Source organism: Sorangium sp. So ce327 (assembly GCF_051530205.1).
GTDB lineage: Bacteria > Myxococcota_A > Polyangia > Polyangiales > Polyangiaceae > Sorangium > Sorangium cellulosum_B.
Window position 1 is genome coordinate 4,263,000 of sequence record NZ_CP150330.1, and the last position, 25,899, is coordinate 4,288,898.

General features: G+C 70.8%; 21 protein-coding genes. 12 read left to right on the top strand and 9 right to left on the bottom strand.

The annotated features are described in order from the left end of the window. The first annotated feature begins 27 nt into the window (after positions 1-27). The 8 genes from WME95_RS16080 (at position 28) to WME95_RS16115 (ending at position 10,342) form a co-directional block, all read left to right on the top strand. The gene (locus WME95_RS16080; RefSeq protein ID WP_437909223.1) at positions 28-1,644 is read left to right on the top strand and encodes a hypothetical protein; all 1,617 of its coding nucleotides are present in this window, start codon (positions 28-30) and stop codon (positions 1,642-1,644) included. A gap of 9 nt (positions 1,645-1,653) precedes the next feature. Further along, entirely contained in the window at positions 1,654-2,514 is an 861-nt protein-coding gene (locus WME95_RS16085; RefSeq protein ID WP_437909224.1) for a hypothetical protein, read from the top strand. A 153-nt stretch (positions 2,515-2,667) separates the two neighbouring features. Beyond that, complete coding sequence (locus tag WME95_RS16090; protein WP_437909225.1) at positions 2,668-4,818, top strand: DUF2169 family type VI secretion system accessory protein; 2,151 nt, start codon at positions 2,668-2,670, stop codon at positions 4,816-4,818. 79 nt (positions 4,819-4,897) lie between these two features. Beyond that, positions 4,898-6,358: a serine/threonine-protein kinase gene (locus WME95_RS16095; RefSeq protein ID WP_437909226.1), complete on the top strand. Its 1,461-nt coding sequence runs from the start codon at positions 4,898-4,900 to the stop codon at positions 6,356-6,358. 231 nt (positions 6,359-6,589) lie between these two features. Then, positions 6,590-7,033 carry a hypothetical protein gene (locus WME95_RS16100; protein ID WP_437909227.1) on the top strand — a complete coding sequence of 148 codons (444 nt, stop codon included), beginning with the start codon at positions 6,590-6,592 and terminating at the stop codon, positions 7,031-7,033. Positions 7,034-7,160: 127 nt separating this feature from the next. Further along, positions 7,161-7,448, top strand: a complete 288-nt coding sequence (locus WME95_RS16105) for a hypothetical protein (protein ID WP_437909228.1) — start codon at positions 7,161-7,163, stop codon at positions 7,446-7,448. An 859-nt stretch (positions 7,449-8,307) separates the two neighbouring features. Beyond that, positions 8,308-8,976, top strand: a complete 669-nt coding sequence (locus WME95_RS16110) for a hypothetical protein (RefSeq protein ID WP_437909229.1) — start codon at positions 8,308-8,310, stop codon at positions 8,974-8,976. A gap of 442 nt (positions 8,977-9,418) precedes the next feature. Then, positions 9,419-10,342 (top strand): glycoside hydrolase family 11 protein, encoded by a 924-nt coding sequence (locus WME95_RS16115; RefSeq protein WP_437909230.1) that lies wholly within the window; start codon positions 9,419-9,421, stop codon positions 10,340-10,342. 50 nt (positions 10,343-10,392) lie between these two features. On the opposite strand, the gene WME95_RS16120 is transcribed toward WME95_RS16115, so the two are convergent. Together WME95_RS16120 and WME95_RS16125 are read right to left on the bottom strand one after the other, a co-directional pair. Further along, positions 10,393-11,202 carry a fumarylacetoacetate hydrolase family protein gene (locus tag WME95_RS16120; RefSeq protein ID WP_437909231.1) on the bottom strand — a complete coding sequence of 270 codons (810 nt, stop codon included), beginning with the start codon at positions 11,200-11,202 and terminating at the stop codon, positions 10,393-10,395. 135 nt (positions 11,203-11,337) lie between these two features. Continuing rightward, positions 11,338-11,922, bottom strand: coding sequence for a class I SAM-dependent methyltransferase (locus WME95_RS16125; RefSeq protein WP_437909232.1), 585 nt, complete (start codon positions 11,920-11,922; stop codon positions 11,338-11,340). Positions 11,923-12,090: 168 nt separating this feature from the next. Here WME95_RS16125 and WME95_RS16130 point away from each other — a divergent pair, with 168 nt between their 5' ends. Then, positions 12,091-12,759, top strand: a complete 669-nt coding sequence (locus tag WME95_RS16130) for a DUF2293 domain-containing protein (protein ID WP_437909233.1) — start codon at positions 12,091-12,093, stop codon at positions 12,757-12,759. 27 nt (positions 12,760-12,786) lie between these two features. Here WME95_RS16130 and WME95_RS16135 read toward each other — a convergent pair whose 3' ends face one another. Then, complete coding sequence (locus tag WME95_RS16135; protein ID WP_437909234.1) at positions 12,787-13,401, bottom strand: HAD family hydrolase; 615 nt, start codon at positions 13,399-13,401, stop codon at positions 12,787-12,789. Positions 13,402-13,733: 332 nt separating this feature from the next. On the opposite strand from WME95_RS16135, the gene WME95_RS16140 reads away from it, so the two are divergent. Further along, positions 13,734-14,930 carry a vWA domain-containing protein gene (locus tag WME95_RS16140; RefSeq protein ID WP_437909235.1) on the top strand — a complete coding sequence of 399 codons (1,197 nt, stop codon included), beginning with the start codon at positions 13,734-13,736 and terminating at the stop codon, positions 14,928-14,930. 85 nt (positions 14,931-15,015) lie between these two features. Here WME95_RS16140 and WME95_RS16145 read toward each other — a convergent pair whose 3' ends face one another. From WME95_RS16145 to WME95_RS16170, 6 genes are all read right to left on the bottom strand, one after another. Further along, complete coding sequence (locus WME95_RS16145) at positions 15,016-16,074, bottom strand: LNS2 domain-containing protein (protein WP_437909236.1); 1,059 nt, start codon at positions 16,072-16,074, stop codon at positions 15,016-15,018. Between the two features lie 36 nt (positions 16,075-16,110). Next, entirely contained in the window at positions 16,111-17,280 is a 1,170-nt protein-coding gene (locus tag WME95_RS16150) for an acyl-CoA dehydrogenase family protein (RefSeq protein ID WP_437909237.1), read from the bottom strand. A gap of 117 nt (positions 17,281-17,397) precedes the next feature. Then, positions 17,398-18,846, bottom strand: a complete 1,449-nt coding sequence (locus WME95_RS16155) for a serpin family protein (protein WP_437909238.1) — start codon at positions 18,844-18,846, stop codon at positions 17,398-17,400. Between the two features lie 112 nt (positions 18,847-18,958). Then, positions 18,959-19,768, bottom strand: coding sequence for a hypothetical protein (locus tag WME95_RS16160; protein ID WP_437909239.1), 810 nt, complete (start codon positions 19,766-19,768; stop codon positions 18,959-18,961). A 320-nt stretch (positions 19,769-20,088) separates the two neighbouring features. Beyond that, a complete protein-coding gene (locus tag WME95_RS16165; RefSeq protein ID WP_437909241.1) occupies positions 20,089-20,796 on the bottom strand; it encodes a hypothetical protein in 708 nt (235 codons plus the stop codon). Between the two features lie 147 nt (positions 20,797-20,943). Next, the gene (locus tag WME95_RS16170; RefSeq protein ID WP_437909242.1) at positions 20,944-22,623 is read right to left on the bottom strand and encodes an aminotransferase class I/II-fold pyridoxal phosphate-dependent enzyme; all 1,680 of its coding nucleotides are present in this window, start codon (positions 22,621-22,623) and stop codon (positions 20,944-20,946) included. A 387-nt stretch (positions 22,624-23,010) separates the two neighbouring features. Between WME95_RS16170 and WME95_RS16175 the strand changes: the two genes are divergently transcribed. Together WME95_RS16175 and WME95_RS16180 are read left to right on the top strand one after the other, a co-directional pair. After that, positions 23,011-24,372, top strand: coding sequence for a sigma-54-dependent transcriptional regulator (locus tag WME95_RS16175; RefSeq protein ID WP_437552741.1), 1,362 nt, complete (start codon positions 23,011-23,013; stop codon positions 24,370-24,372). Positions 24,373-24,467: 95 nt separating this feature from the next. Further along, positions 24,468-25,787, top strand: coding sequence for a PhoH family protein (locus WME95_RS16180; protein WP_437552742.1), 1,320 nt, complete (start codon positions 24,468-24,470; stop codon positions 25,785-25,787). The last annotated feature ends 112 nt before the right edge of the window (positions 25,788-25,899 follow it).

A 25,899-nucleotide genomic window follows, 5' to 3' on the forward strand; every position in this document is an offset into this window, starting at 1 on the left:
GCGCGGCATTTGCAATGCTCTGCCCCGATGATCTCGGTCCGGATTGTCGACATCAAGGGCCTGTATCTGCCGGGCTTTCCCGACAGCACGGCGCCGCCGGGGACGACGCGGGCGGCTGGATACAAGCCCGGTTACAAGAGCCTCGATAACCGGGGACGCGTCTACATCAACCGAGATCTCGATGGGCAGTGGGCAAAGAATACGCAGCTCGTCGAGATCACCGTCGAGGTGACGAGCTCCGAGGGCGAGCTGCCAGAAGGAGCCCGGATTCGCTGGAGCGCGCGCGATCCAGACGATCCCTCGAATGAGCGGCCGGAGGTGCACCCGGACTGGGCTGCCACCCTCGACGAGAACGATTACGACGCCGCGGGGGACTACGTGGCCCCGGCTGAAGACGACAACGAGGGAACGCAGGACAGGGCACCTGGCTGGGAAGAGGTGGAGGGCTACGCGCTGTCCGACGCGACGGAGACCAGCGCGAGCACGGCGATCGTGGGGGCGCGGAGCACGATCCGGCGCCACATGACCGATATCGCCGGAGACAACCTGATCGTGAGCGCCGAGCTCGAGGCCGATGGCATCGCCGAGGCGGCCGGCGACGAGACCGGGATCATGACGCTCTGGCGCCGGATCGACGTCGAGTACATCCGGATGGAGAGCGCGCCCCCGGTGCCCGTGGAGCAGGCGCCGGCGCACTTCGAGCCGGTCTTCACCCAGCTCGATTTCACCGAGGCGCGCGCGATCCAGGACCTGCAGCACATGGCGCTCGACGCGGGCACGCTCGGCGAGATGGCCTCGCGCTTCGTGAGCGAGCACTTCGAGCACGCCGGGGACCCTGGCTGGTTCTGCCTGATCGCCGCGCTCGAGCCGCACCCCGTGCCCGAGGTCCGGGGCGACCTGCTGTTCTCCGGGAGCGTCACGATCCTGGACGGCGGCGAGGGCGAGCGACGCGGCGAGTACGTGGAGATCCCCGGCGCCCACCCGGAAGCGAGCTACGTCACGTTTCGCTGGGACGGCTGGCAGATGAGCTTCTCGGTCGCGAGCGCGGCAGTCCTCGACGACCCGCCGCGGACCCGCCTCTGGCTCGCGCCGCACGACATCCAGAGCCAGTTCACCGCGGGCGACGGCTCCCTGGCGCACGCGTACGAGCGGCGCCTCTTCTTCTTCCCCCGGGCCCGCCGCAGGGACGGGGCGTGGGAGCCCCCGGGCTACGGCATCCCCGCGCGCGTCGAGGCCGACGTGCGGGGCCCAGGGGCCGCCTACACCGCCGGCATGAGCCCCACGATCGACATCGGGCCGGCGAGGTACTTCGCCGGCAGGACGATCCTCTTCACCCATCACAGGGCGTGGTGGGACCCCGAGGGGGCGCAGCCCCGTCGCGGCTACGAGCGAGCCACGCTCCACACCATCGTCCACGAGCTCACGCACGCGTTCGGGATGCCGCACAAGTGCGGCTACTTCGATTACCGGCAGCCGCGCCGGACGACGTGCTGCATGAACTATCGGTCCCACTGGATGGTCGACGCCGACCAGCAGCTCATCCCTGGAACCGACGGGCGGGTCGGCAACGACCTGTGCGGGCGCCACGTGAAGGAGACCCGGCGCGTGCGCCTCGAGAACAACAGGGGACTTCGATGGAGATGAGGGGCTGTCATGTCCGATGAACACGCGCGGAGCGCCGGGGACCCGGTGGGCCCGCCTGGGCTGGTGCTCCGTTCACTCGATCACGATCGCCGCTATGTGCTCGGCTTTCCCCTGCACGTGGCCATCACGCTGTGCGCCGACCGCCCTGGGGCCTGCATCCTGCGGCTCCCGCGCCCGAGCTGGGCGGGCAACGCCGGCGCGATCGGCGTCCGCCTCGCGCGGGCGGGCACCGGCGAGGAGGTCGTGAGGACCGAGCCCGCGCCGGTCGTGCTCCCCGAGCACGGCACGCCGGTGTTCCGCCTGTGCCCGGGCGAGTGCAGGCGCATGCTCATCGATGTCTCGTCGTACCTCCCGGCGGGGCTCGATCCCGGGCAGTACACGCTGGCGATCGTCTACGTCGGGCCGCCGGACCGCGCGGAGAGCGCGCCGGCGCCGATCGAGCTCGCGGCGCCGAGCCCCGAGGAGCAGCGCGAGCTCGGGCGCCTCGCGCCCGAGGCCGCACGCGCGGGCTCCTGGGGCCGCTGGACGAGCCTCCCTCCGGACAGCGGCGCGGCGGTCACGAGCCGCGTGGAGCCGGGCGACCCGCTCCGCTTCGACCACATCCTGCGTTATCTGATGTACGGGCCGCAGCCGCTCGGCGACGTGGACCCGGCCCTCCTCGACGTGCTCCGCGGCGTCTACGAGCCGGAGGCCCACGCGCTCCGCGCCGAGATCTACGCCGCGCGGGGAGACACGGCGCGCTTCGCGGAGGCGGCGGCGTTCATCCGGGCCACCTACCCGGGGCTCGCCTGGTGGATCGAGCGGATCGAGGCGGGGCAGAGCGAGATCGGCTTCGTTCGGGCATGCCGGGCGAACCCGTGCGGCGGGTGAGCGGCGGCTTCGATCCACGTCCGCCCACGCCCGCTCACGCCCTCGCCGCCGCGCCGGCTCCACACGCAGATCACGCGATTGCAACGCGATGTTCACGTTGCGCGGGTTCAATGGTCGCCGAGCGATGCTTGACGCGATGCGAACCATGGCGAGGTGCTTGTGCAGAAGGACGCGGTCGTGAGCGCGCTGCCGCCCGACGCCGTGACGTCGCTCCCGGGCGCCGAGGCCGCCGCGGTCTCGTGGCGCACGCAGGGCCAGCGCTACATCACGATCATCGTCAAGGCGAGCTTCGCGTTCACGCCCGGCGCGGCCATGTGGCGGACGGAACCGCAGGAGATCCTCCGCGCCGAGGTCCATCACGGCAAGAACCCCGCGCGGAGCGTGCGGTTCACCGGCGACCTCGCGCCCTACCTGGGCCGCGCGGACGTGCTCTTCACGGGCGACGCCCACGCCCCCGAGGGGGCGCATGTCGAGTGCTTGCCGGTGCGGCTCGCCGTCTTCGGCGCGGGCGGCTGCGCGCTCGACAAACGCCTCCTCGTCCGCGACAAGAAGCCGTTCCAGCGGATGCCCCTCGTGTACGAGAAGGCAGCGCGCGGCGCGAACGGGTGGGAGAACCCCTTCGGCATCGACGCGAGCGACGGCGAGGCCAGGGTCCTCGATCCCCAGGACCCCGCGCGGCCCGCGGGGCTCGGCCCGATCGCGCGCGCCTGGCCCGTGCGCAAGCGGCTGCTCGGCAAGACCCGGCGCGAGACGCTCGAGGGACCGAACGCGGAGATCCCCGCTGGCTTCGACTGGTCGTACTTCCAGGCGGCGCCCCCGGACCAGCGGATCGACTATCTGCGCGGCGACGAGTGGATCGTGCTCGAGAACCTGCACCCGGCCGCTCGCCGGCTGGAGATGCGCCTGCCCCGAGCGCGCGGCGTGGCGCGGATCCACGGGCTCGCCGCGCCTCCTGCGACAGGGGGCGACGTCATCGAGCTCAACGCGGACACGCTCAGGATCGACGGCGCCGAGCAGCGCTGCACGGTCGTGTGGCGTCAGATCGTCCCCGTACCCGACGGCCACGCCCTCGCGGCCGTGCGGATCGCCGCCGGCGTCGCGGTCGACGGCGAGGAGCTCGCGTGGCCCGACCTGCGGCCCGGGCGGGCCTCCGGCGCCGCGGGAGCGGCTCCAGGTGCGCTCCCGATCGGCCCGCGAGGGACCGTGCACATCGAGGACGCGCCCGGTCAGGCGCGCCAGCGGGACGGGGATCCGGGGCGCACCATCCACCTCTCGGACGACGAGATCGAGCTCATCGACCTGATCCAGCGCCCGTCGCCGCTGCAGACGGTCGCGCTCTCCGACGAGCAGGGCGAGGCGGCGGTGCGCGCGCCGGCGCTTCCGTTCGCGCCCGCGCCGGGATCGGCGCGGCAGGGCCGGCCCGAGCCAGCGCGACCGCAGATCGATGCCGTGGCGAGCGCGACGCTCGCGCTGTCGAGCGAGGACGAGGTGCGCGTCGGCGAGCGGCCCGCGATCCCGTTCTTCTTCGACCCGGGGCCGGCCCCGCGCGTCGAGCTCAGGGCGCCGATCCCCGGCGCGCCCTGGTCTGGCGCGCTCGCTTCACCGGCGCCCGGCCCGCCCATGGGGCTCGCGACCCTCGCGCTGGAGGAGGATGTTCCGCCGGCGCCCGCCGAGGTGGTGCCGCCGCCCGTCGAGTCTTCGTCGTCTTCGTCCTACGCCGCCCCGGCCTCGGGCGTCCTCGCGCGTGAGCCCGAGCGACCCGCCGCGTCCCGCTTCTTTCACGTCCTCCGGCGCGAGGGCGAATCGCCCTCCGGGTCGCTCCCCCCGCTCGGCGACGGCGACGAGGTGAGCCTCGAGCGGTGCGCCATCGTCACGGCGGAGCTCGCCGAGAAGCCGGTCCCCCGCGCCGACGTGCTCCGGGCGCACGGCCTGTCGGAGGTGCGCTGGGCAGAGGCCGAGCGGCGGTGGCGGGAGTCGATGGCAGAAGAGGCCAGGCGCCGCGAGCGGGCGCTCCGCGACAGGTTCGACGCGGCCTACGTCGGCGCGTGGGAAGCCGTCTGTGGCCCGCTGCATGCGGCCGACTATGCCCGGCTGCTCGTCGCGACCGAGCGCAGCGGGGGCGCCGCGGCGCTCGGCGACCGCGCGATCCGACGCACCGTGTGGGTGCGCATGAAGCGGCTCTGGGCCAGGCGGCTCGCCGACGATCCGCGCCTCAGGGCCCGCGTCGAGGCCGAGATCGCGAGGCTGCGCGAGGCGCCCCGCCAGCGCGCGCAGGCCGGCGCACCCGCGGCGTACGCCGTCTGATCCGCGTCGCGCGCCGTGCCCCTTGACCGCGGCGCCCGGGGTTCCGAACATCATCGCTGGTGCAAGCGATGGTCCGTTCATGATCGACGCGTCGACGCTGGGCAAGGAGCTCGCGGGCCGGTACAGCGTGGAGGGGCTGCTCGGCGTGGGCTCGATGGGGGCCGTCTTCCGCGCGCGCCACCTCGCGCTCGCGCGGGTCGTCGCGATCAAGGTGCTCACCGGGCACACGGATCCGAACGCCGGGGAGCGGATGCTGCGCGAGGCCCGCATCTCGGCGCTCATCAAGTCGCCGCACGTGGTGGGCTGCTACGACTTCGGCTTCCTCTCGAGCCGATCGCCGTTCATGGTGATGGAGTACGTGGGCGGCCCGTCGCTGGCCGCGCGGCTCCAGGATGGGCCGCTGCCGCTCGACGATCTGCGGCGCTACATGCTCCATGCGGCGCGGGGGATGGCCGCCGCGACCGAGCTCGGCGTGATGCACCGCGACCTGAAGCCGTCGAACATGCTGATCGCGCCGTCAGGGGAGCTGAAGGTCGCCGACTTCGGCCTCGCGCGCCTGACCGCCACGACGGGGCCCTCGGCGCTCCGGGAGCAGCCCCTCACCGCGATGGGCACCGTGCTGGGGACGCCGTTCTACATGGCGCCGGAGCAGGCGTGGAGCCCGCAGGAGAGCGACACGCGCGCGGACATCTACAGCTATGGCGCGTCGTTCTACCACGCGGCCACGGGCCAGCGGCCGTTCGAGGAGCAGGAGCTCCTGCCGCTCCTGCTCGCGCACCGGCAGGACATCCCGGCCCGGCCGCGGGCGCTCCGTCCCGAGCTCGACGAGGACGTGCAGGCCGTCCTGGAGCGGTGTCTGGCCAAGGACCCGAAGGACCGCTTCCAGTCCTTCGACGAGATCGACACCGCCCTCGTGGGCGCCCAGAGCACCCGCTGGGGGGACCCGCACGACCTGACGCTCCGCGTGTACATGGAGCAGTACACGCGCTTCCGGCCCGCCCTCCTGTCGGGCGGCGCTGCCGGGCTGGTCACGGCCTTCCAGTTCCACGGGGACAGGACGCTCTCGATCGTGCGCGCGAACATCGCAGGCGTGTCGGCCGACGCGCTCGTGAGCGCGGACGACGGGCAGCTCACCATGTCGGGCGGCGTGGCGCTCGCCCTGAACCACGCGAGCGGCGGCGTGTGCCACATGGAGACGCGCAAGTACGTTCCCGTGCGGCACGGCGGGGTGGTGGTCAGCTCCGGTGGCAGGTTGAACGCGCGGTTCGTGTTCCACGCGATCACGCTCGACTGGGATCACGTGGCGACCTACAGGCCGACGCGCGATCTCATCCTGCGGCTCCTGGAAGGGTGCTTCTATCACGCGGACACGATGAAGCTCCGGAGCATGGCGCTGCCGCTGCTCGGGGCGGGGCGAGCGGGCTTCTCGCCCGCCGAGTGCCTCGACACGATGGTCGAGTTCCTCGTGAAGGCGATGCTCCTCGGCGGGACAGGGCTGTCGCACGTGACGATCGTGCTCCGGGAGGGCGCCGGGGTCTGAGGGAGCGCGACTCTGGCTGTCTCCTGCGCAATCTTCGCCGAGGACGAGCTCCCGCTCACGAGCGACGAGATCCGCGGGCTCCGCGACAAGATCGAGCTCCTTCGCCGGGCGCCTGGGCGCGTCCACGAGCGTCAACGTGGACTGGGCCGGCGGGAGCAGCCGTGTCCTTCCCGGCAGCATGGTCCTCATGGTCACCGCTGGGCCTATCTGGAGGTTCGGGGGAGAGTCGAAATGAAGAGGCGGATCGTTCTTCTGGTGCTCGGTCTCACGGGGTGCAACTTCGACATGGGAGAGTGCCACGTCCGGGGTCATGGGACCGAGGGGGCCGGCGGGGGCATCGTCACCCCTACCGGCGGGGTCGGAGGCTTCGGGTATGTCCCGCTACAGCCGCAGAATCACACCGGCTACGACGAGGACCCGTGCAGCGGCGGCTCACAGCTCGCCGAGTGCACGGTCACGTGGAAGGCTGGCTCGATTCAGTGCAAGAACTGGGGAGAGACAGGCGCCTGCACCTCGCTCTACCAGGGCGATCATGCGAGCCTGGACGAGGCCAAGGAGCGATGTGAGTATCGCCAACGGGGTGCACCTCCGCTCGGGAGCGCAGTCGTGCGGCTCGTGCCGGTGGGTGAATGGCGCGAATGGGGATTGCAAGGAGCGCTGCAAGCTGAACTGTGACGCAGTTCACGACGGTTGTCATGAGGACTGCACAAAACGCGATCCTACGTCAACGTGTCGCGCGAAGTGTAATGCCGACTATTCCAAGTGTCTTCGCAAATGCGAGGATAGCTGCAAGTGAGGTTCAATGCTTGAGCTGACCACGATGTTTACCCCAGTGGACGGTAGTCCGAAGCGGACCATCACGCTTCGAATCAGTGATGTGCGGCTCGATTCCGATGGCGCTTCGTGGTCTGTTGCCGTGGAGATTCTCGGGTTCAAGGATGATGACAGGGTTCGGCTGAAACAGGTAGACTGGACACAGGCGATCGCGGATGGTGCCCAATTCATCGCTCGGAGGGTCAACGACAAGGTCGAGAACGCGGGCGGCGGAACCCTCGACCCACCCATCTGGAACACGACATGGGGAACTTGAGCGAGTGGACGCGATGGTGGACACCAATGCTCGGCGCCGCGCGCTCGGGGCGGCGGTCGAGCTCGGCCATGTGGCCGGCGAGCTCTTCAGCATGGCCGGGGTGAGGTTCGCGAGCAAGAGGCCGGATCGAGATCGCCGTCGGCCCGGTAGAGCATGCCGGGGGGCGGTCGCGGGATCGACGGGGGCGCTGGTGAGCTCGGAGCGCGCCAGCGTGGCGCTACATGGCGCCCGTATCAGTCGCTACCTCAGGAATTGTGAGAGATAGAGGTTGCGGGTGGTCATGATCGAGTTGAAGTATCGATTTCATGGTGATGCTTCTCGGGATGTTGCTGTGCGATTGGCCGATGTCAGGCCGGCGCGCGATGCCGACGATCCCGCGCCTTGGGTTATCGATGTGACGATCGTATGGGGAGCGGAGAACGCATTTGATCGGCCGCTGGCTGGTGTGGACCCACTCCATGCTGTGGAGCTAGCTGCTCAGTTTGCGTCCAAGTACCTCCGCCGTCATCGCGCCGCCTTCGGCGTCGAGGCGCCTCTGGACCGCAGCGGCCGTGCCGGAGTCCGCTTGCCCCTTCCTCCGGGCGTCTGGCGAGGTAGGCGGTGCCGGTGATACGGAGCATCCCTGGCCAGGAAGCCCACGGGCTGGGGGCCTGCGCGTGCGGAGCGGGCGCAGCGCGCAGGGGAGTCGGCGCGGCCTCCTTGGCGCTGCTCGCCGCCGCACACGGTAACGGCATCGTGTCCGGCACAGAAAGGCTCACTGCGGCACGCGCGATCTTGCGACGCGGCGAAACCACGCGATCTGCGGGATCCCTCAGCCTGGACCAACCTTTGCTGTCCGTGCCCTCAGGAGGTGATGCTCATGTCGAGGATCCTGGCGATGGTTTCAATTGGTCTTCTGGCGTCCGCCTGCGTCGATTCGACGACGGTGGGCCCTGGCGGGCCCACGAGCAGCTCCTCCGGCGGCGGCCAAGGGGGGGACGGCGGCTCCGGCCCGGGGCCCGGCGGCGGCGCGGTCGATTGCTCGGCGTTCGAGGACGACGAGCCCGGACCGCAGGTGACGTTCACGGTGACCAACAACCGCGCGACGCCCATCTATTACCACAACGACCAGTGCTCCGACCGCTTCCGCGTGGCTCCGGAGGGTGGGCAACTCGGCAATGCGGAGCTCTCGAACATCGAGATGACCTGCGAGGAGGTCCAGACGGCAGAACACTGGCCGCTCGACTGCCACGACGCGACCGTGATCGAGATCGCGGCCGGACAGAGCGCGACGTTCGGTTGGACAGGCGTGCTGTACGAGCGCCAGCAGATGCCGAGCGCCTGCGCGGTTCGGCCGGACAATCCATTCGTCGCGTTCTGCGAGCGCGCCGTCGCCGTGCAGCCCGGAGCGCTCGAGATCGCCATCGAGCTCTTCGGCGCGGCCAAGTGTGGACTAAGCAGCCAATGCGATAACCCCAGCGCTCCGTTTACTGTCAGGCAGAATTTCACGTACCCGGACGACACGGCGGTTGCGATCGCGATCGACTGACGTCGCCACCTGTCGCGATGAAGAAAGGACCCTTGACTTTCGCCTCCTGATCGTAAGAGTATTCCACCCTCCCTTGACGGTCCGGACCTCTCTCCGCCGGGGGCCGCAGTCGGTCGCGAGATCGCGCAAGGGCCGACTCCGAGTGAGGGTACTGTCGGGATTATTTGCTTCTTGCAGCTGCGCGTCCGAGTGGGTCTTGCTTTCTCCGTGGTGATGCCCGGCCCCATCACACGGCGTATTCGAGTGTGAGCATCTGTCTGGCGAGCGTCGTGATCGCCGGGCATGTGGTCGGCGCAGGCTCGTGGGTGCATTCGTGAACACCGCGAATACGAGCGCGCTGGTCGAAAAATTTGAATCTTGACCCATGGTTCGAGGGTACGCAGGCGTCTCGATGGTTCAGTAATTCATCTCGAGCAGAAGCCTGCGGCTTCGCCGGTCCATCATGGAGAACCTTTCAATGCGCATCGCTCCCTTGCTCGGCTACTTATCCGCGTCGATGGCATGCGGCCTGCTGGCGTGCAACGCCGAGCGCATCGTGGGCGAGGATCTCGACGTCCTGGACTCCTCGTCGAGCAGCTCGTCGTCGTCGAGCAGCGGCTCGATCTCGTCGACGAGCAGCAGCTCCGGGACGGGCGGCGATGGGGCCGGCGGGGGCTCCTCGTCGAGCAGCAACTCGGGGACGGGCGGCGATGGGGCCGGCGGAGGCTCGTCGTCGAGCAGCAGCTCGGGGACGGGCGGCGGCGGGGCCGGCGGGGCCGGCGGCGCACCCGACGCGTGCACGACATCCGAACCGTCGGTCTGCAGCAATCAAACCGGCGACCACTGCGGCTTCACCTATCAACTCTGGACGGAACGGGGGACCGGCTGCCTGACCAGCACCGCGGATGGCTTCAGCGTGGAATGGAGCGATATCAACAACTTGCTGGGCCGCAAAGGCCTGAGGCCCGGGTCGGCGAACCAGATCGTGACCTACGAGGCTGACTTTCAGCCAAACGGCAACGCCTACCTGGGTGTCTATGGTTGGACGAAGAAGCCGGACGTCGAATACTATATCGTCGATGGCTGGGGCACCTGGCGCCCCCCTGGCGGTACAAGAACCATGGGCACCGTCACGAGCGACGGAGGCGTCTATGACATCTACAGAGTCGATCGATCCGATGTGATTGGGATCGATGGCGTCAATGCCCCTCCCCAGTTCTGGAGCGTTCGCACGCAGAAGCGCACGAGCGGAACCATCACCGTCGCCAACCACTTCGACGCATGGCAGAGTCTGGGGATGAACATGGGGACCTTGAGCGAGGTCTCGATGTTCGTGGAAGGATATCAGAGCAGCGGAAGGGCTGAGGTGAGCTTTTCCTTGAGATGAGCGCCGGGGTCGGAGCGTCGCTCCGGCCCGCCCGCGGGCCGCTCGCCGAGCTAGCGCCCGCTCGCGCCGTCTCCCCGCGCGGCCACGGACACCCGCAGCGCGCCGATCCCGCGCGCCTCGGCCGTGGCGCCGGCGATGTCGATCACGAGCTCGTCGCCGGACACGATCGGCCCCACGCCCTGGGGCGTCCCGGTCGCGATGACGTCGCCAGGCTCCAGGGTCATCACCCGGCTGATGTACGCGACCAGCTCGGCCACTCCCCAGATCATCTGCGACGTCATCCCGTCCTGCCGCACCTGGGAGTTCACGACTGCCCGCACGCGGAGCGCCGCGGGATCGAGCGCCGTCTCGATCCACGGCCCCACGGGGCAGAACGTGTCGAACCCCTTGCCCCGCGTGAACTGCACGTCCTTCCGTTGCAGATCCCGCGCGGTGATGTCGCCCACGCAGGTGTACCCGAGCACGTGATCCAGCGCCTCCTCCGGCCGCACGGCCCGGGCGCGGCGGCCGATGACCACGCCGAGCTCCGCCTCGTGCTCGACCCGCTGGCTCTCCGGAGGGAGCACGATGGACTGGCCAGGACCGATGAGCGCCGACGGCGGCTTGAGGAAGAGGAGCGGCTCGACCGGGACGTCGTTGCCCAGCTCCTGCGCGTGCGCGGCGTAATTGCGCCCCACACACACGATCTTCGTGGGGGCCACGGGGCAGGCGAGATCGATGTCGGTCCACGCCACGGCCTCCCCCGTGGTCTTGCCGCCGAGCCAGGGCGGGGCGTCCAGGACGAGCGCGGCTGCGCCGTCGAGGCGGGCGAAGAAGGCTGGGCGATCCTGATCGGGAGGCGCGAGGCGAGCGAAGCGCATGGCGCGAGCAAAGCGCGATCTTCGCGTCGCGGCAAGCCTCGGGGACCCTCGCGCCGCGACGTGCGCGCGCCGGGCGCCCGCCAGCGCGGAGCTCGTGCGTCGTGGTCGTCGCGCGACGTCGGCGGCGGGCCGCCGTCACCGAGGAGGCGCCGCGACGCCCCGGCGTCGCGCGACGAGGCGAGCCTCGTGATGCCCTTCCTCGAGCCACCCTTCCTCGTAACGGACCACCTCGAGCGCCTCGCCGAGGAGCCCCGGCAGCTCGCCGTCATCGAGCAGCCAGCGCGCGCTCGGGTGCGCGTGCCGCAGCAGGTTCGACCGCGTCGGGTGCACGACGACGAGGTGGCCGCCCGGAGCGAGCTCCGCCGCGCAGGCCGCGAGCCTGCGCTCGAGGAAGTAGAAGATCAGGAGGAGGTCCCACGGTCCGGCAGGGAGCGGATCGCGCTCCACGTCGAGCGTCACCGTGCGCAGCGCGAGCCCTTCTCTCGCCGCGGCGGTCCGCGCGATGCCGAGCCCGACCTCCGAGATGTCGGCCAGCGTCACGTCGAGCCCGCGCCGCGCGAGCCACAGGGCGTGACGACCTGCGCCGCCCGCCAGGTCGAGCGCGCGCCCGCGCCGGGGCAGGAGCGGATCGAGCGCCGTGAGCACGGCGGACGGCTCCCCCGGATCGCCGCCGCCCTCGCGGTAGCGGGCGTCCCACCTCGTGCGATCGTCGTCCGACACGCTGTCCTCCTGTGCTGTTGGCCGCGCCGGGGCGAACACCGGCGAGCGCCCCTCGCTGGCGCGGAGCGTACCATCCTCCAGCGGGGTCGCTCCGGCGCGGGGCGACGGCGCCGGCCGGCGTCTTCTGGACGCGCGGCATGACCTGGCCTAGCACGCCGGCGGTTTGCCATGCACGAGTGCCTGACCCTGGCCCCGACCCCGGATCCTCGCCGCTTCCGCGCGCCCGACGGCGCGCTGCTCTCGCCGCCCGAAGGCTGGGTGTGCCTGCCCCCGGGCGACGCCGGGCTCACCCGCCGGGTGAAGCTCGCGGGCCCGTCCTGGATGGTCGTCGAGAAGCGCGGGAGGAAGACGTTCTCAGGGGGTCTCTGGGCGCCGGCCGCTACCATCGAGGCCGCCCGCGCGGCGCTCGAGGCGGAGCGCAGCACGCCCGCGTACGCGAAGAAGCGGGAGGCGGACGCCCGGCGGAGGGAGCGCGACCAGGAAGAGTACGTGCGCGAGTTCGAGGCCGCGGTGGCCGCGTTCCTCCGGTTCTCGCCGCGCTACGCGGCGCTCGCGCGGGCGGTCGCGACCAAGGTGACGCTGCACGCCACGCCGGTCGGCAGCGGCACCGTCGCCCGCACGGAGCGGATCCCGGTCGCGCAGCGCGCCGAGTCGGCCGTGATCGCCTGGATGCGGCACCAGACCACGGCCTACGACTCGATGTCCATCCCGCGCGTGAAGGGGATGCGCCGCGAGGTGCGGCGCGAGCTCGCGCAGATCTCCCGCGCCATCCTCGATCTCCATCGCGGCGACGCGCCGCACGCGGGCGCGTCGTGCCCGCTCTGCGCGGCGCTCTGACGCGCGGGGCGGAGCAGAGCGAGCGCGCTACCCGCCGAGCAGCCCCTCGCCGACCAGCCGCGCGCGCAGCCCCGCGGCCCCGTCGAACACGTGCGCGCGCATCCCGACCGCGGCCGCCGCCTCGCAGTTCTCGGCGCGATCGTCGACGAACAGGCACTCGCCCGCGCCGATCCCGATGCGCGTCATGAGCCTATCGAAGAACTCGCGCGCCGGCTTGCGCACGCCCAGGTGATGGCTCGAATAGACCCCCTCGAACAGGACGTCGAGCCCGAACGCCTCGCGCACCTCCTCGACCCACACGGGGTAATTGCTCGCCACGAACCGGAGCGCGCGGCCCTCGAGCGACGCGACGATCTCGCGCACGCCGGGCAAGAAGCGGTATCCCGCGCGGCGCACCCGGTTGAACGCGTCGAGGTCGAACGAGAACCCCGCGGCGCCTTCACGAAAGAACCGGCGAGCGAACTCGGCCTCATCGATTTCACCGATCTCGAACGCAGGCCAGCACGTGGGGTCGCGGTGCTTTGCAATCTCGGGGGGCGCGGGCGCGGCGGGCGCGGCGGACCGGATCGCCGCGGCGAGCGCCTCCCGGTACGGGTCGTAGAGGACGGTGTCCATCAGATCGAAACACACTGCGCGGACCATCAGTCGCGAACCGTAGCACCGGCGCGCGCCTGTGTGCGCACACAGGTCACACAGGCGCACAGGCGTGCGACCACACGGGTGAGTTGCGCTGAGGGCGCGCGAGCCAACGCGAGCCAACGCGAGCCAACGCGAACCAACCCGATGTCACGAAACCGATACGAACTTTGAGAAAGCGCATCTCGCCATGCGCTGCGCGATGGCTTATACTGGGCATGGGTGGCGAGTTCTCAGGAGCGTGGTCCGGCGATGCGCCGGCTCCTGAGGTCTCGTGTGCTGGTCTGCTTTATCTACCGGCGCGCGGCGCCGGTACTTACTTAAAAAGGAGTCAGGCCATGAGATTGCCTGCGATGGGCATTGCCTTGTTCACGGTCGCCGTGGCCAGCGCGGCGTGCGGCGGTGGTGACGACCAGAATCTCGATCAGAGCGGCTCGGGCGCCGGGAACAGCTCGGGCAATGGGACCGGAGGCGACGACGGCGGCTTCGGTTCAGCGGGGGCGACCTCGGGCAGCGGCGCCGGCACAGGCGGCCCCAGCAGCGGCGCAGGCCCTTCGACCGGGGCCGGCGAGGCGTGCGCCACGCAATCGGCCCAGGCCGGGCTCCAGCCCGTGTACCTGGCTGTCGCGTTCGACGTGTCAGGCAGCATGGGGATGAACGACAGGCCCTCGCACAGCAAGGAGCTCAAGTGGGATCCGGTCGTCGCCGCGACCAAGCAGTTCTTCAAGGATCCGGCGTCCGCTGGGCTCACCGCCTCGCTCACGTTCTTCCCCGGCGAGCGGCGGATGTGCGACGCCAGCACCTACCGCACGCCGGACGTCGAGATGACGCCGCTGCCCTCCGAGGCGTTCGGCGAGGCGATCGACGATGTCACGCCCGCGAACGACGACGACTGGGGCATGAGCACGCCGACGGCGTTCGTGGTCGACGGGACGGTCACCTTCATCAAGGCGCAGCGCCAGGAGAACCCCGGGAAGTACGCGCTCGTGCTCGTGACCGACGGCTACCCGCAGCGCTGCAGCCGAGACGCGGACAGCATCGAGGCCGTCGTCGAGCGCGTCGAGGGGGCGCGCCAGGACAACGTCCCGACCTACGTGATCGGGGTGGCGAACCCTCCGGAGGACGAGCCGGGGAACGTCGACAACCTGCGCGACATCGCGGTGGCGGGCGGCACGGGGAAGGCGTTCATCATCGAGACCGGCAACCCCGACGCGACCGCGACCGCGTTCAGGGCGGCGATCGACGAGATCCGCGGCGCCGCGGTGTCGTGCACGGTCGCGATCCCGGCCGCTCCCGACGGGCGGACGTTCGACAAGCAGCGGGTGCGCGTGACCTACACGAGCGGAGGGGGCCAGCCGAAGGCCGTCGCGTACGATCAGGAGTGCGCGAGCGCCGACGCCTGGCGCTACGACAATCCGTCGAACCCGACGCAGATCGAGCTCTGCGAGAGCGTGTGCGGCGCGATACAGTCCGATCCCCAGGCGTCCCTGGGCGTCGACTTCACCTGCGAGGACGTGATCGACATCCCGCAATGATCGGCGGCGGGGGCGCTCCCTGATCCGGGCGCGCCCGCCGCTGACGTGGCGCGGGGCGCGCAGGCACGCGTCGCGAGCGCTTCCCTCAGGGCGCGCAGGCGGCCTGAGGGCTGAAGAGCGCCGGGGCGAGGCCCCGGTAGTCTTCGTGGGGCACGCCGCCGCGGAGATCGCCGCCGAGCTTGTAATAAAAGCACCGCGAGGCGGGGATCCCGGCGGCCGTGTACGTCGCCACGTCGCTCGGCATGTTGCCGAAGCCGAAGGAGGGCACGATGCCCGTGCGCGCCTTGAGCCATCCGAGCTCGATCGTCTTGAACTCGGCCGCCGCGCCGCCGAACGCGCCGGTGACGCCGATGGTGGTGTGGAGGATGCCCGGCGGGAAGCCCTGCTCTCGCAGCCAGACCCTCGTGCTGCCCACGAGCCACTCGGGGCGCGCTGTCACATAGAAAAGGTAGATCCCGCTCTCGGCGAGGGCGCGCATCGCCTCCGCCGCGCCGGGGTGGGCGGCCGGCGGGCCGCCGCCGACGAGCTCGCTGACGACCGCCGCCTCGCTCGACGTGAGCGTCCCGTCGACGTCGGTCACGGCCACCTGCGCGCCGGACGGGAGGACCTCGATGAACAGATCCGCGCTCGTGGCGTCGCCGGCCACGGCGAGGTGGACGCGGTGCCGGCCGACCTCGAGGCGCCGGCCCGCGGCGAGGTCGATGTAGACGCGCCCGCCGGTGTCCGGGATCCCCTCCGTGGTCGGGTGCGGGTGGTCGTCGTCGCTCGTCCGGAAGGTGCCGAGCCGCTCCCAGGCGCCGCTGCAGCCGCGGAGCAGGTAGGCCTCGACGTCCTCGTCCTCGAGATCGTCGTCCTGCGGCCCGTAAGCGAGCTTCGCGATGGCCCACTGGGGCCCGTCGGCGCGGGCGAAGAGGTCGCGCCCGCGGTGGCGCGGCCACCCGGCCGCGACGAGGCGCGAGCGCGTGTGCCTGAACCCGCGCGGCAGGGCCGCCGGCGGCGGCGCGTCGCAAGCCGGGCGGGCCGGGCAGGCGCCCGCCCGGGGCCGCGGCGGCGCGGGAGCGTCAGCGTGGCGCGGGGCACCGGCGCAGGCGACGAACGAGACGGCGGCGAGGACCAGCGGGGCGAGCGGGGCGGGGCGCACCATGTCCACGTATACCGCGTTGGTCGTGGTCGCTAAGGTTCAGGTCCAGAAGCCGGTCGGCTGCCCCAGGAGCGCGGCGCCGACCTGGCCGAACCAGCCCTCTGCGGCGGCGGCGTGCTGCGAGAAGGTGTGAATGTCCCGGAACCGCCGTTGGACGGGCGAGGCGTTCCGGGCGACTCCGCCTCCGCCCGCCTGATAGCAGGCGTCCACGGCCCGGGCGGTCACCTCCGTCACCCAGGCCAGGGCGCCCGAGAGCCGCGGCGCCATCGCGAGGGCGGCGCCCGGGTTGTTCACGCATGCGTCCCAGAGCTCGTCCCCCGTGTCGCGCAGCAGGGCGCGCGCCGCGCGGACGCTCGTCTCGGCGCGGCCGAGGTTCACCTGGAACAGCGGAGAGTCCGCCAGCTGGGCGCGGGCATACAGTCGCTTCTTGCCCGAGCTCGCGAGCGTCACGACGTCGTCGAGCGCCCCCTGGGCGATCCCCACGGCCACGGCCCCCATGTGGAGCACGAAGTGCAGGACCGGCGCGACGAAGCCCGGCCCGGCCACCGACGGCTGGCCCCCGAAGATATCGAAGGTGTTCGCCTCGGGGCAGAAGGCCCCTTCCAGCGCGATATCGTGGCTCCCTGTGCCGCGCAGGCCGAGCACGGACCAGGTGTCGAGGATGCGCGCCTCGCTCGCCGGGAACAGCATGCCCCGCATCTCTGGGACCTCGCCCGCCGGGCCCATCCGCGGGCGGCCGCCGTCCATGATCACGCAGTTCCCGAACAGCCAGCTGGCGTGCTCGCAGCCGCTCGCGAAGCTCCAGCGCCCGGTGACCCGGTAGCCGCCGTCCGTCGCGTGGGCTTCCCCCTGCGCGTTGAAGCCGCCGCCGATGATCACGTCCGGCCCGCCGGCGTAGATGGCGTCGAAGCGCTCGCGCGGCAGGAGCGCGAAGAGGTTCGGGCTCTCCGAGCCGATCATGACGGTCCAGCCGGTGGCCCCGTCCGCCCGGGCGAGCGCCTCGAGGACGTCCATCCCCGTGCGCAGATCGACCTCGTGGCCGCCGTGGCTCCTCGGCACGAACATCCGGAAGCAACCCGCCGCCTTGAGCTGGCCGAGGAGATCCGCCGGGAGGCGCCGCGCCTCCTCGATCTCCGCGCTCCGTGAGGCGATCGCGGGGGCCAGGTCACGGACGGCATGCAGCACCTTCGCGGCGTCTTCGTTCTTCATCGCTCGCTCCTCGAGATGGGGGGTGGTGGAGCCTGTGAAGGCCCGGCAAAACGGCTCATCGTACGGCGGTTCTGGCGCCCCGCGCGGACTTTCAGCCCCCCTCCGCGGGGAGGAACGTCATCGCGGGTCGGTCACGCGGCCCATGAACAGCACGGCGCCTGTCGCCACGTCGCGGATCAGGAACACGAACGGGTGATCCGCGCGGAACACCTGGGGCTGCGCCGGGGCCGACCGTGTCGCCACGACGACCCCCGTGGCCGCGGCGGCTTCGGTCCCTTCCTCGTTGACCTCCACGAACGCCTTGTGGCGGACCTGGGAGATGAAGAGCGGCTCCGCCCTCGTGATCCCGGTGAAGTCGGCCTTCTTGTCGTCGAACGCGAGCGGCATGCCCAGCGCGCTCAGGGTCGCCGACAGCTCGAGCTCGGCGGTCATCTTGAAGCGCGGGAGCGCCACGTCGACCCGCGCCGGATGGAGCGCCTCCACGTACGCCTTGAGCTCTCCCGCCGCAAGGCGCTGCTCCACCTTCGCCAGCCCGTCCACCTGCGCGGGCAGGACGACGACCATGGCCAGCCGGCGCTCGGGGCTCTGCGCCTCGTACGCGAGCTCCAGCACCGACGCGTCAGCGGTCTTTCCAAAGCCCGCCTGGAGCGTTTTGCGCATCATCGGCACGGCCGGCGCCGTCCCGGGCTTGACCGTGAACGGCTCGTTCTTGGTGGCCTGCTTGTCGAACGGCGTCGCCCACTTCCCCTTGAAGTAGACGGCGTTCGTGAGCACGAGCCGTGTGAGACCGGTGATGCTGCCGGCGGGCATCAGGTCCTTGATCTTCCCGTTCGTCTGTTGTTCGACCCATTGATTGATGCGCCCCCGCGCCGGCTCGCTCCCGCCCTTGAAATCGACGAGCTCGATCACGGCCCCGTAGTGCTGCTGGGTGGTGCTCTGGAACGCGGGCTCGATCGGCAGCCCGGCCTGGCCCCACAGCCGGTTGGCGATCCGGAGCTCGGGCCCCTTGGGCCCGGTCGCCAGCGCCAGCTCCTTGAGGAGCCCGGCGAACGCGGGGTGGAGCGCCTCGGGCGGGAGGGTGAACTCGAGCGTCTTCGCCATCTGAGCCGCGGTCTCGCCGCGGGCGCCGGCGTAGGTCATGGCCAGCGCGGTCGAGATGCTCGCCGGCGAGAAGAAGAGCTTGTCTTTCGTGGCGGCGAGCTTGCCGTAGAGGCGCTGCGCGAACGCGGCGTTCGTGTCCGCGAGCGCCGGGGCCGGCGGCGGGTCGGCCTGCTGAGCGTCCGGCGTGGCGGGCTCGCTCGGCCCAGGGGTCGCCGTCCCGGCGGCCGGCTCCGGGCCCTGACAGACGCGCACCCACTGGCACGCCCCGTTCTGGGCGCGCACGCACTGCGGGGCGCCGCTGGAGCCATCGTCGCAGACGGGCACCGAGAGGGGGCCGCAGTCGGCGGGCCCGCACCAGGACGCGCTCGGGGCCGGCGCGGCCGGCGGGGCGCCGTCCCGGGCCTGACACCCGAGCCCCAGCAACGTGCACAGCGCGGTCGTGAAGAACGAGATCGGTCTGGCCATGGCGCTGCGGTACCAGCGCGCCAGGCCGGCGGGAAGCTCGACCGGAAGGAGGAAGGCGGCGAGGGCGTGCGCCCCTACCGCGCCGGCGGGCGTCGCCGCGCGCCGCGCGACGTCAGAAGTTGTGGACGAACGTGAACCGGCCAGCGAGCTTGTTCCCGCCGGCCTGGCTCTCCTCCTGCGTCTCGTAGCCCAGGTAAAGGAGCAGCTTGTTTCCCGTGCCGTAGTTCAGCCCGATCACGCCGCCGACCTGCAGGCTGGCGAGGCCGCTCTCGTCGACGCTCCCCTCGTCCACACCGGCGGTCAAGGGATCGTCCACGGAGGTCACGACCTCGTTGAGGTCGATCGTGGCCTCGAGGTGCGGGCCGATGCCGAAGTCGTCGATGGGGTAGTAGAGCAGGAAGTCCCGCGTGTAGACGTAGTTCTGGACGCTCTCGTTGAACATGCTGGAGAACGACCCCAGGATCCACGACTCGAAGTAAACGGGCTTTGCGTCGACGTAGGTGAACAGCTGCGGGGCGACCAGCGCCGCCGGTTCCATCGTCATGAAGTTGAACGAGAAGCCCACCATCGGGTTGAGGGTGACAGGGCCCATCGTGAAGGCGGGCCCGATGTCGAACTCCGCGGTTCCCAGCGTGGTGAGGTAGATGTCGCTCGAGAGGCTGATGGGGCCGACCTGGTGCGTGGCGCCGGCCCAGAGCTGGAGACCGAGGCTGTCTGCGTCGAAGCGGAACCAGCTCGGGATCGGCGCCGGCGCGGCGGGCTCCGCCGCGGGCGCCGGCGCGGCCGTCGCCCCCGCCGCGGCCGCTGCGCCCGGATCAGCCGGGGGCGGCGCGGGATCCTGAGCCCAGGCGGCCGGCGACGCGAGCAAGCCCACGACGCAAGCGAGCGCCGAGCAACATCTCCGCATATCGTTCTCCATCATCGAATTGCCTCCTCTGCGCAGCATGAGGTGAAAGCAACATGAAACGTGAGAGCAACATGAAACGTGAGAGCAACATGAAACGTAACGGCAGTCGGTTGACACTAACGTAATGGAGAGCAATTAGGCAAAGCCGATGTGCACGGGGAGCCCCCGAGCGGCGCGCGGCGGCGTGTTTCCCCCCGGCGGCGCACATCGCTGGCCACAGGAGGCGTCGATCGGGCAGGGGAGCGGCTTGAGCCGTTGGCGGCGCTCGACTGGGCGACGTGCCGTTCGCCGGGGGCGCGCAGGGGAGAGGGGCTGCGCCTCGCTTGAGCGGGAGATCAGAGGGGGATGTGCTGGATGCCCGCGGCCGCCCCGAGCGACGCCAGCGTGGCGGCCCCGACGAGGAGCAGCGTCATCTTCAGCAGCGTCCCCTCGATCTGGTCCGTGACGAGGCCGTCGACGCCCTGAGCGAGCTCGTCTCGCACCTTCAGCAGGTCGATGCCGCCTCCCTGGTTGGCCTCGTTGCGGAAGCGCGCCAGCGTCAGCGTCTCGATGGTCCCGAGCAGCTGCGCCTCGATCCTGCGCCGCAGGAACCCCCGAAGGCCGCCCCCTGTCGGCGCAGCCTGCACCCTGTGGATCACGGCGAGGCGCAGGCGCTTCACCGCCTCGTTGAGCGGGACGCGCTCCACCGCCTGCGCCATCCGCCCGCCGCGGGCGCCCGCTTCGGCGTGCTCGGAGACGCCGAGCAGCCGCTCGAACACGGCGGTCACGAGCGTCCCGCCGAGGCGCTTCGCCCGCACGATCTGCAGGATGCCCGTGCCGAGCGCCCGCTTCCACGACAGCGTGAAGCCGATCACGGCGGAGAGCGCGAGCGCCGCGACGGCCGCCAGCCCCCCGCGCAGCGCCGAGCCGTCGGCCGCGATGGCATACGACGAGCCCGCGAGGACGAGGGCCAGGAACGACATGGCCGCGGCGGTCAGGAAGAAAGAGCGGAGCGCAGGTCCCAGCGCACCGGCGACACCTTGCGCGAACGGTCGAAGATCCATGACCGTTCAGCTGACCACGCCCGCCGCGCGGCGAAAATGCCGAACGTGGCGGGCGTGCGTCGTGGAGGGGGAGCGGGCCCGGAGGGCGCCGCTTCGGCCGGGGAGCGGGCCCGGAGGGCGCTCCTCCCGGCTCACCGGTTCACCGGCTCAGATGACGCCGAACTTCTTGCCGACCTTCTCGAACGCCTCGAGCGCGTGATCGAGGTGCTTGCGCTCGTGGGTCGCCATGTAGCTCGTGCGGAGGACCTGCTGCTTGGGCGGGACGCCGGGCGTGATGAACGGATTCACGTAGAGCGAGTAGTCGTCGAGGAGCGACTTCCACATCATCACGGTCTTGAGATCGTCGCGGATGTAGATGGGGATCACGGCCGTCTCGGTCTTGCCGAGCTCGAAGCCGAGCCGCTGCAGCTCCGTGCGCATGTACGTGAAGTTCTCGCGGAGCTTCTCCTGGCGCCAGGGCTCCTCCTGCATGACCTCGAGCGAGGCCATGGCGGCGGCCACGCAGGGCGGCGCGGCGCTCGCCGCGAAGAGGAAGCTGTAGGCAAAATGCTGAATGTAATCGAGCACCTTTCGCTCACCGACGAGCCAGCCGCCGATCGAGGCGAGCGACTTCGAGAAGGTGCCGCCGATGAGGTCGACCTCCTTCTCGAGGCCGAAGTGCGCGGCGGTGCCGCGGCCCCCGGGGCCGATGACGCCGAGCGCGTGCGCGTCGTCGACGAGGAGCCGCGCCTTGTGCTTCTTCACCACCTCGACGATCCCGGGCAGACTCGCGATCTCGCCCTGGGCGCTGAAGACGCCGTCGGTGATCACGAGGGCGCCCTCGGTGTCGGCGATCTCGGAGAGCGCGCTGTCGAGCGCGGCGGGATCGCTGTGCTTGTAGCGCACCATCCGGGCGCCGGACGCCTGCGCGAGCCGCACGCCGTCGTAGATGGATGCGTGATCGTCCTTGTCGATCATCGCGACGCTCCGCTTGTTGCTGAGCAGCGCCGAGATGGTCGCGATGTTCACCTGATAGCCCGTCGTGAACACGAGCCCCGCCTCCTTGCCGTGGAAGGCGGCGAGCTTCTGCTCGAGCTCGTTGTGGAGGCGCATCGACCCGTTCACGAGCCGCGAGCCGGTCATGCTGGTGCCGTATTTGTCGATGGCGTTCCGCGCGGCTTCCCGCACCTTCGGGTGGGTCGTCAGCCCGAGGTAGTTGTTCGAGCCGAGCATGATCACGGTCCGGCCCTCGAGCTGCGCCTCGGGGCCGTTGTTGAAGTCGAGCGGGCGGAAGAACGGGTAGACGCCCATGGCGCGGGCGTTGTCCGCGGTCATGAACTTGTACGCCTTCTCGAACACGTCGCGCCCGCCGATCCGCGACAGCGACGTCCGCGCCGCCATCTGCGTCGCGAGCTGCTGCTCGGCCGCCGCGGCCACGTAGGTGCCGGCGCCGTTCGAGCCCGCGCCGTTCGAGCCCACGCCGTTCACGTGCGTGCGGGCGGCGGTACGCTCGCGCGGCGCGTCGCTGCTCGCCGTCTCCTCCACGACCGACAGCCCCGCGCCGCCCGCGCCGCCCGCGGCGGGCTGGCGGGCCGCGGCGCGGGACGGCGTCGCCACGTGGACCCCGGCCTCGTCGTCGAGCGCGGGATCGATGTTCGGGAGCGCGTGCCCGTTGAGCAGGATGTCCCAGGCCTCGGCGGCCCGCTCCCGGGCGGCGCGCAGGCGGTTCTTCGCGTCCATGACCCCCGTGGCGAGCCGCATCACGCGATCGTTGCTGACGACACGGACGACCACGCCCGACGAGGTGAGCTTCTTTGCTTGGTCGACCAGACGATCCTTCATCCTCATGCCCTGGCTCCTCACGCGATCGAATTAAGGGGCGCGGTCCTGTCCGCGAAAGCCGCTCCGGCGTGCAGGATCGAGGCCTCTCGAGCCCCTGCTGGTTCCCTGCGCGTGTCGCCGCTAAAGCAGCCTGAGCTGGCCGCGTCAACTGCCACCACCGCGTCGCCCCGGCCCGCCGCGAGCGCCGCGAAGCGCCGTCGCCGCGCACGCGCATTCCGCGTCGCGCAGGGGCGTTCGCGCGGTGCGCGGCGACGTTCGCAGAGCTCGCCCGCCGGGGGCCCGCGCGCGCCGCGCCCGACTCCCAAACACCGCGGAGGACAGGCTGCGGCAGGGGAAAAGACGCAACTCGTTGCGGAGTGGTGCGCGCCGGTGTAGGAAAAGTTTTCAGGGTGTATGCGCCGTGTCCTAGTCGTTGACGACGAAGAAAACCTGCGCCTCGTGGTGCGCACCTTCCTCAAGCGGGATGGCTACGAGGTCGAGGCGGTCTCGAGCGGCGAGGAGGCGCTCGCGATGGTCGAGACGTTCGGGCCCGACGTCATCCTGACCGACGTCCGGATGCCCAGGATGGGCGGGCTCGATCTGCTGGCGACGCTGAAGGCCAAGGGCAACGAGGCCACGGTCATCGTGATGAGCGCCTACGGCAACGTCGACCTGGCGATCGAGGCGATGAAGGCGGGCGCCTACGATTACCTCCAGAAGCCGTTCAAGGCCGAGGAGGTGCTGCTCACGCTCCGCAAGGCCGAGGAGCGGGAGGCGCTCCGCCGCGAGAACCGCGTCCTGCGCCAGGAGATCCGGCGGGAGAACCTCTTCGAGGAGATCCTCGCGAAGAGCCCGCCGATGCAGGTGATCTTCAAGACGATCGCGAAGGTCGCCGACTACAAGACCACGGCGCTCATCACGGGCGAGAGCGGCGTCGGCAAGGAGCTCGTGGCCCGGGCGATCCACCGGCGGTCGGGCCGCCGCGGCGGTCCGTTCGTCGCGGTCAACTGCGGCGCCATCCCGGAGAACCTGCTGGAGAGCGAGCTCTTCGGGTACAAGCGGGGCGCGTTCACCGACGCGGTGAACGACAGGGCGGGGCTGTTCGAGCAGGCGAACCACGGCACGCTGCTGCTCGACGAGATCGGCGAGCTGCCGCTCCCGCTGCAAGTGAAGCTGCTCCGGGTGCTCCAGGAGGAGACGCTCCGCCGGCTGGGGGACAGCAAGGACATCAAGGTCGACGTCCGCATCCTCGCGGCGACCCACCGCGACCTGATGGCCGAGACGCAGGCCGGCCGGTTCCGCGAGGACCTCTTCTACCGGATCAACGTGCTCCCGATCGCGATCCCTCCGCTCCGCGAGCGGCGGGAGGACATCCCGATCCTCATGGATCACTTCCTCGCGAGGAACAACGCGCGGTTCGGCATCAACATCCGCGGCTTCGAGCCCGAGGCGAGGCGGCTGCTCCTGGAGTACCGCTGGCCGGGCAACGTGCGGGAGCTGGAGAACACCGTCGAGCGCGCCATGGTGCTCTGCGAGGGCGAGCGCATCGGCGAGGCCGACCTGCCCGAGCGGATCCGCGAGGCGCGCGATCCGATCCAGATGCAGCTGACGAGCGGCGAGCTGTCGATCAAGAAGACGTCCCGCGTCATCGAGGAGATCCTCATCCGGCGCGCGCTCCAGAAGACGAAGGGCAACCGGACCAAGGCGGCCGAGGTGCTGGAGATCAGCCACCGTGCGCTGCTCTACAAGATCAAGGACTACCGGATCGATCTCTGACGACGACGGGCCGGCTGGGACCACAACCGAGCGCGGGCGGCAGAACAGCTCTCTTGCGCCCGTCGCTTCAGGCGGCTACGTCGTCCCGCTCCCCCATGAAGAAGAATTACGTTCTCGACGCGAACGTCCTCCTCCACGATCCACACGCGATCTTCAGGTTCGAGGACAACGACGTCATCATCCCGATCTACGCGATCGAGGAGATCGATCAGTTCAAGCGGGAGGGCTCCGAGCGCGGGCGCAACGCGAGGACGATCGCCCGGCTGCTCGACGAGGTCCGCGGCGCCGGGACGCTCGCGACCGGGGTGCTGCTCGAGAGCGGCGGAACGCTGAGGATCGCGATCCCGGAGCGGCGGCCGGAGCTGCTCGTGGGGCTGGAGTCCGGATCGCAGGACAACGCCATCCTGCAGACGGCGATCGACATCCGCGATCGGCACAAGGATCGGCCGACCATCTTCGTGACGATGGACACGAACCTCCGGATCCGCGCCGACGCGCTCGGGATCCCGGCGGAGACGTACGAGAACCAGCGGGTGCACGACCCGGCCATCGAGCAGTCGGTCGTGGAGCTCGAGGTGCCCGGCGCCGAGGTCGACGCGTTCTTCCAGAACGGCTTTCTCGCCGGCGCCAACCTCTCGGATTTGTTGCCGAATTCTGCGGTGCTGCTCCGCGACGCGGGGGCGCCGAGCCACACGGCGCTCGGCCGGTTCGACGCGGCGCGCGGGCAGATCGTCGCGCTCCGCGTCGGGCGGGAGGGGGTGATGGGGGTCCGGCCGCGCAACAAGGAGCAGGCGTTCGCGCTGGACCTCCTGCTCGACGATTCGGTCCGGCTGATCACGCTGATCGGCAAGGCCGGGACGGGCAAGACGCTCCTCGCACTCGCGGCGGCGCTCAAGCGGACGACCGAGGACAACGCCTACAGCCGGCTGCTCGTGAGCCGGCCGATCATGCCGCTCGGGCGCGATCTGGGCTTCCTTCCGGGCGACGTGGACGAGAAGCTGAACCCGTGGATGCAGCCGATCTTCGACAACCTCGAGTTCCTGTTCTCGAACGGCGGCGCGAGGCCGGGGCGCGACGCGCGCGGCTTCGTGGAGCTCCTGGAGAGCGGGCAGATCCAGGTCGAGCCGCTGACCTACATCCGGGGGCGCAGCCTGCCGCACCAGTACCTCATCGTGGACGAGGCCCAGAACCTCACCCCGCACGAGGTGAAGACGATCATCACGCGGTGCGGCGAGGGGACCAAGATCGTGCTGACCGGCGACCCTCAGCAGATCGACAACCCGTACGTGGACCACGCGTCGAACGGCCTGCTCGTGGTGGCGGAGCGGTTCAAGCGCGAGCGCATCGCGGGTCACGTGGTGCTCGCCAAGGGCGAGCGCAGCGAGCTCGCGGAGCTCGCGGCGAACCTGCTCTGAGGCGGGCGGCACCGGGCGCGCGGCGCCCTCACGGGGCAGGGGCACACGGGGCGGGGGCGTACTTGGAAGGAGCGGCGGGCGGTGGCGCGGCGTCATCGAGCTAGGTCGGCTG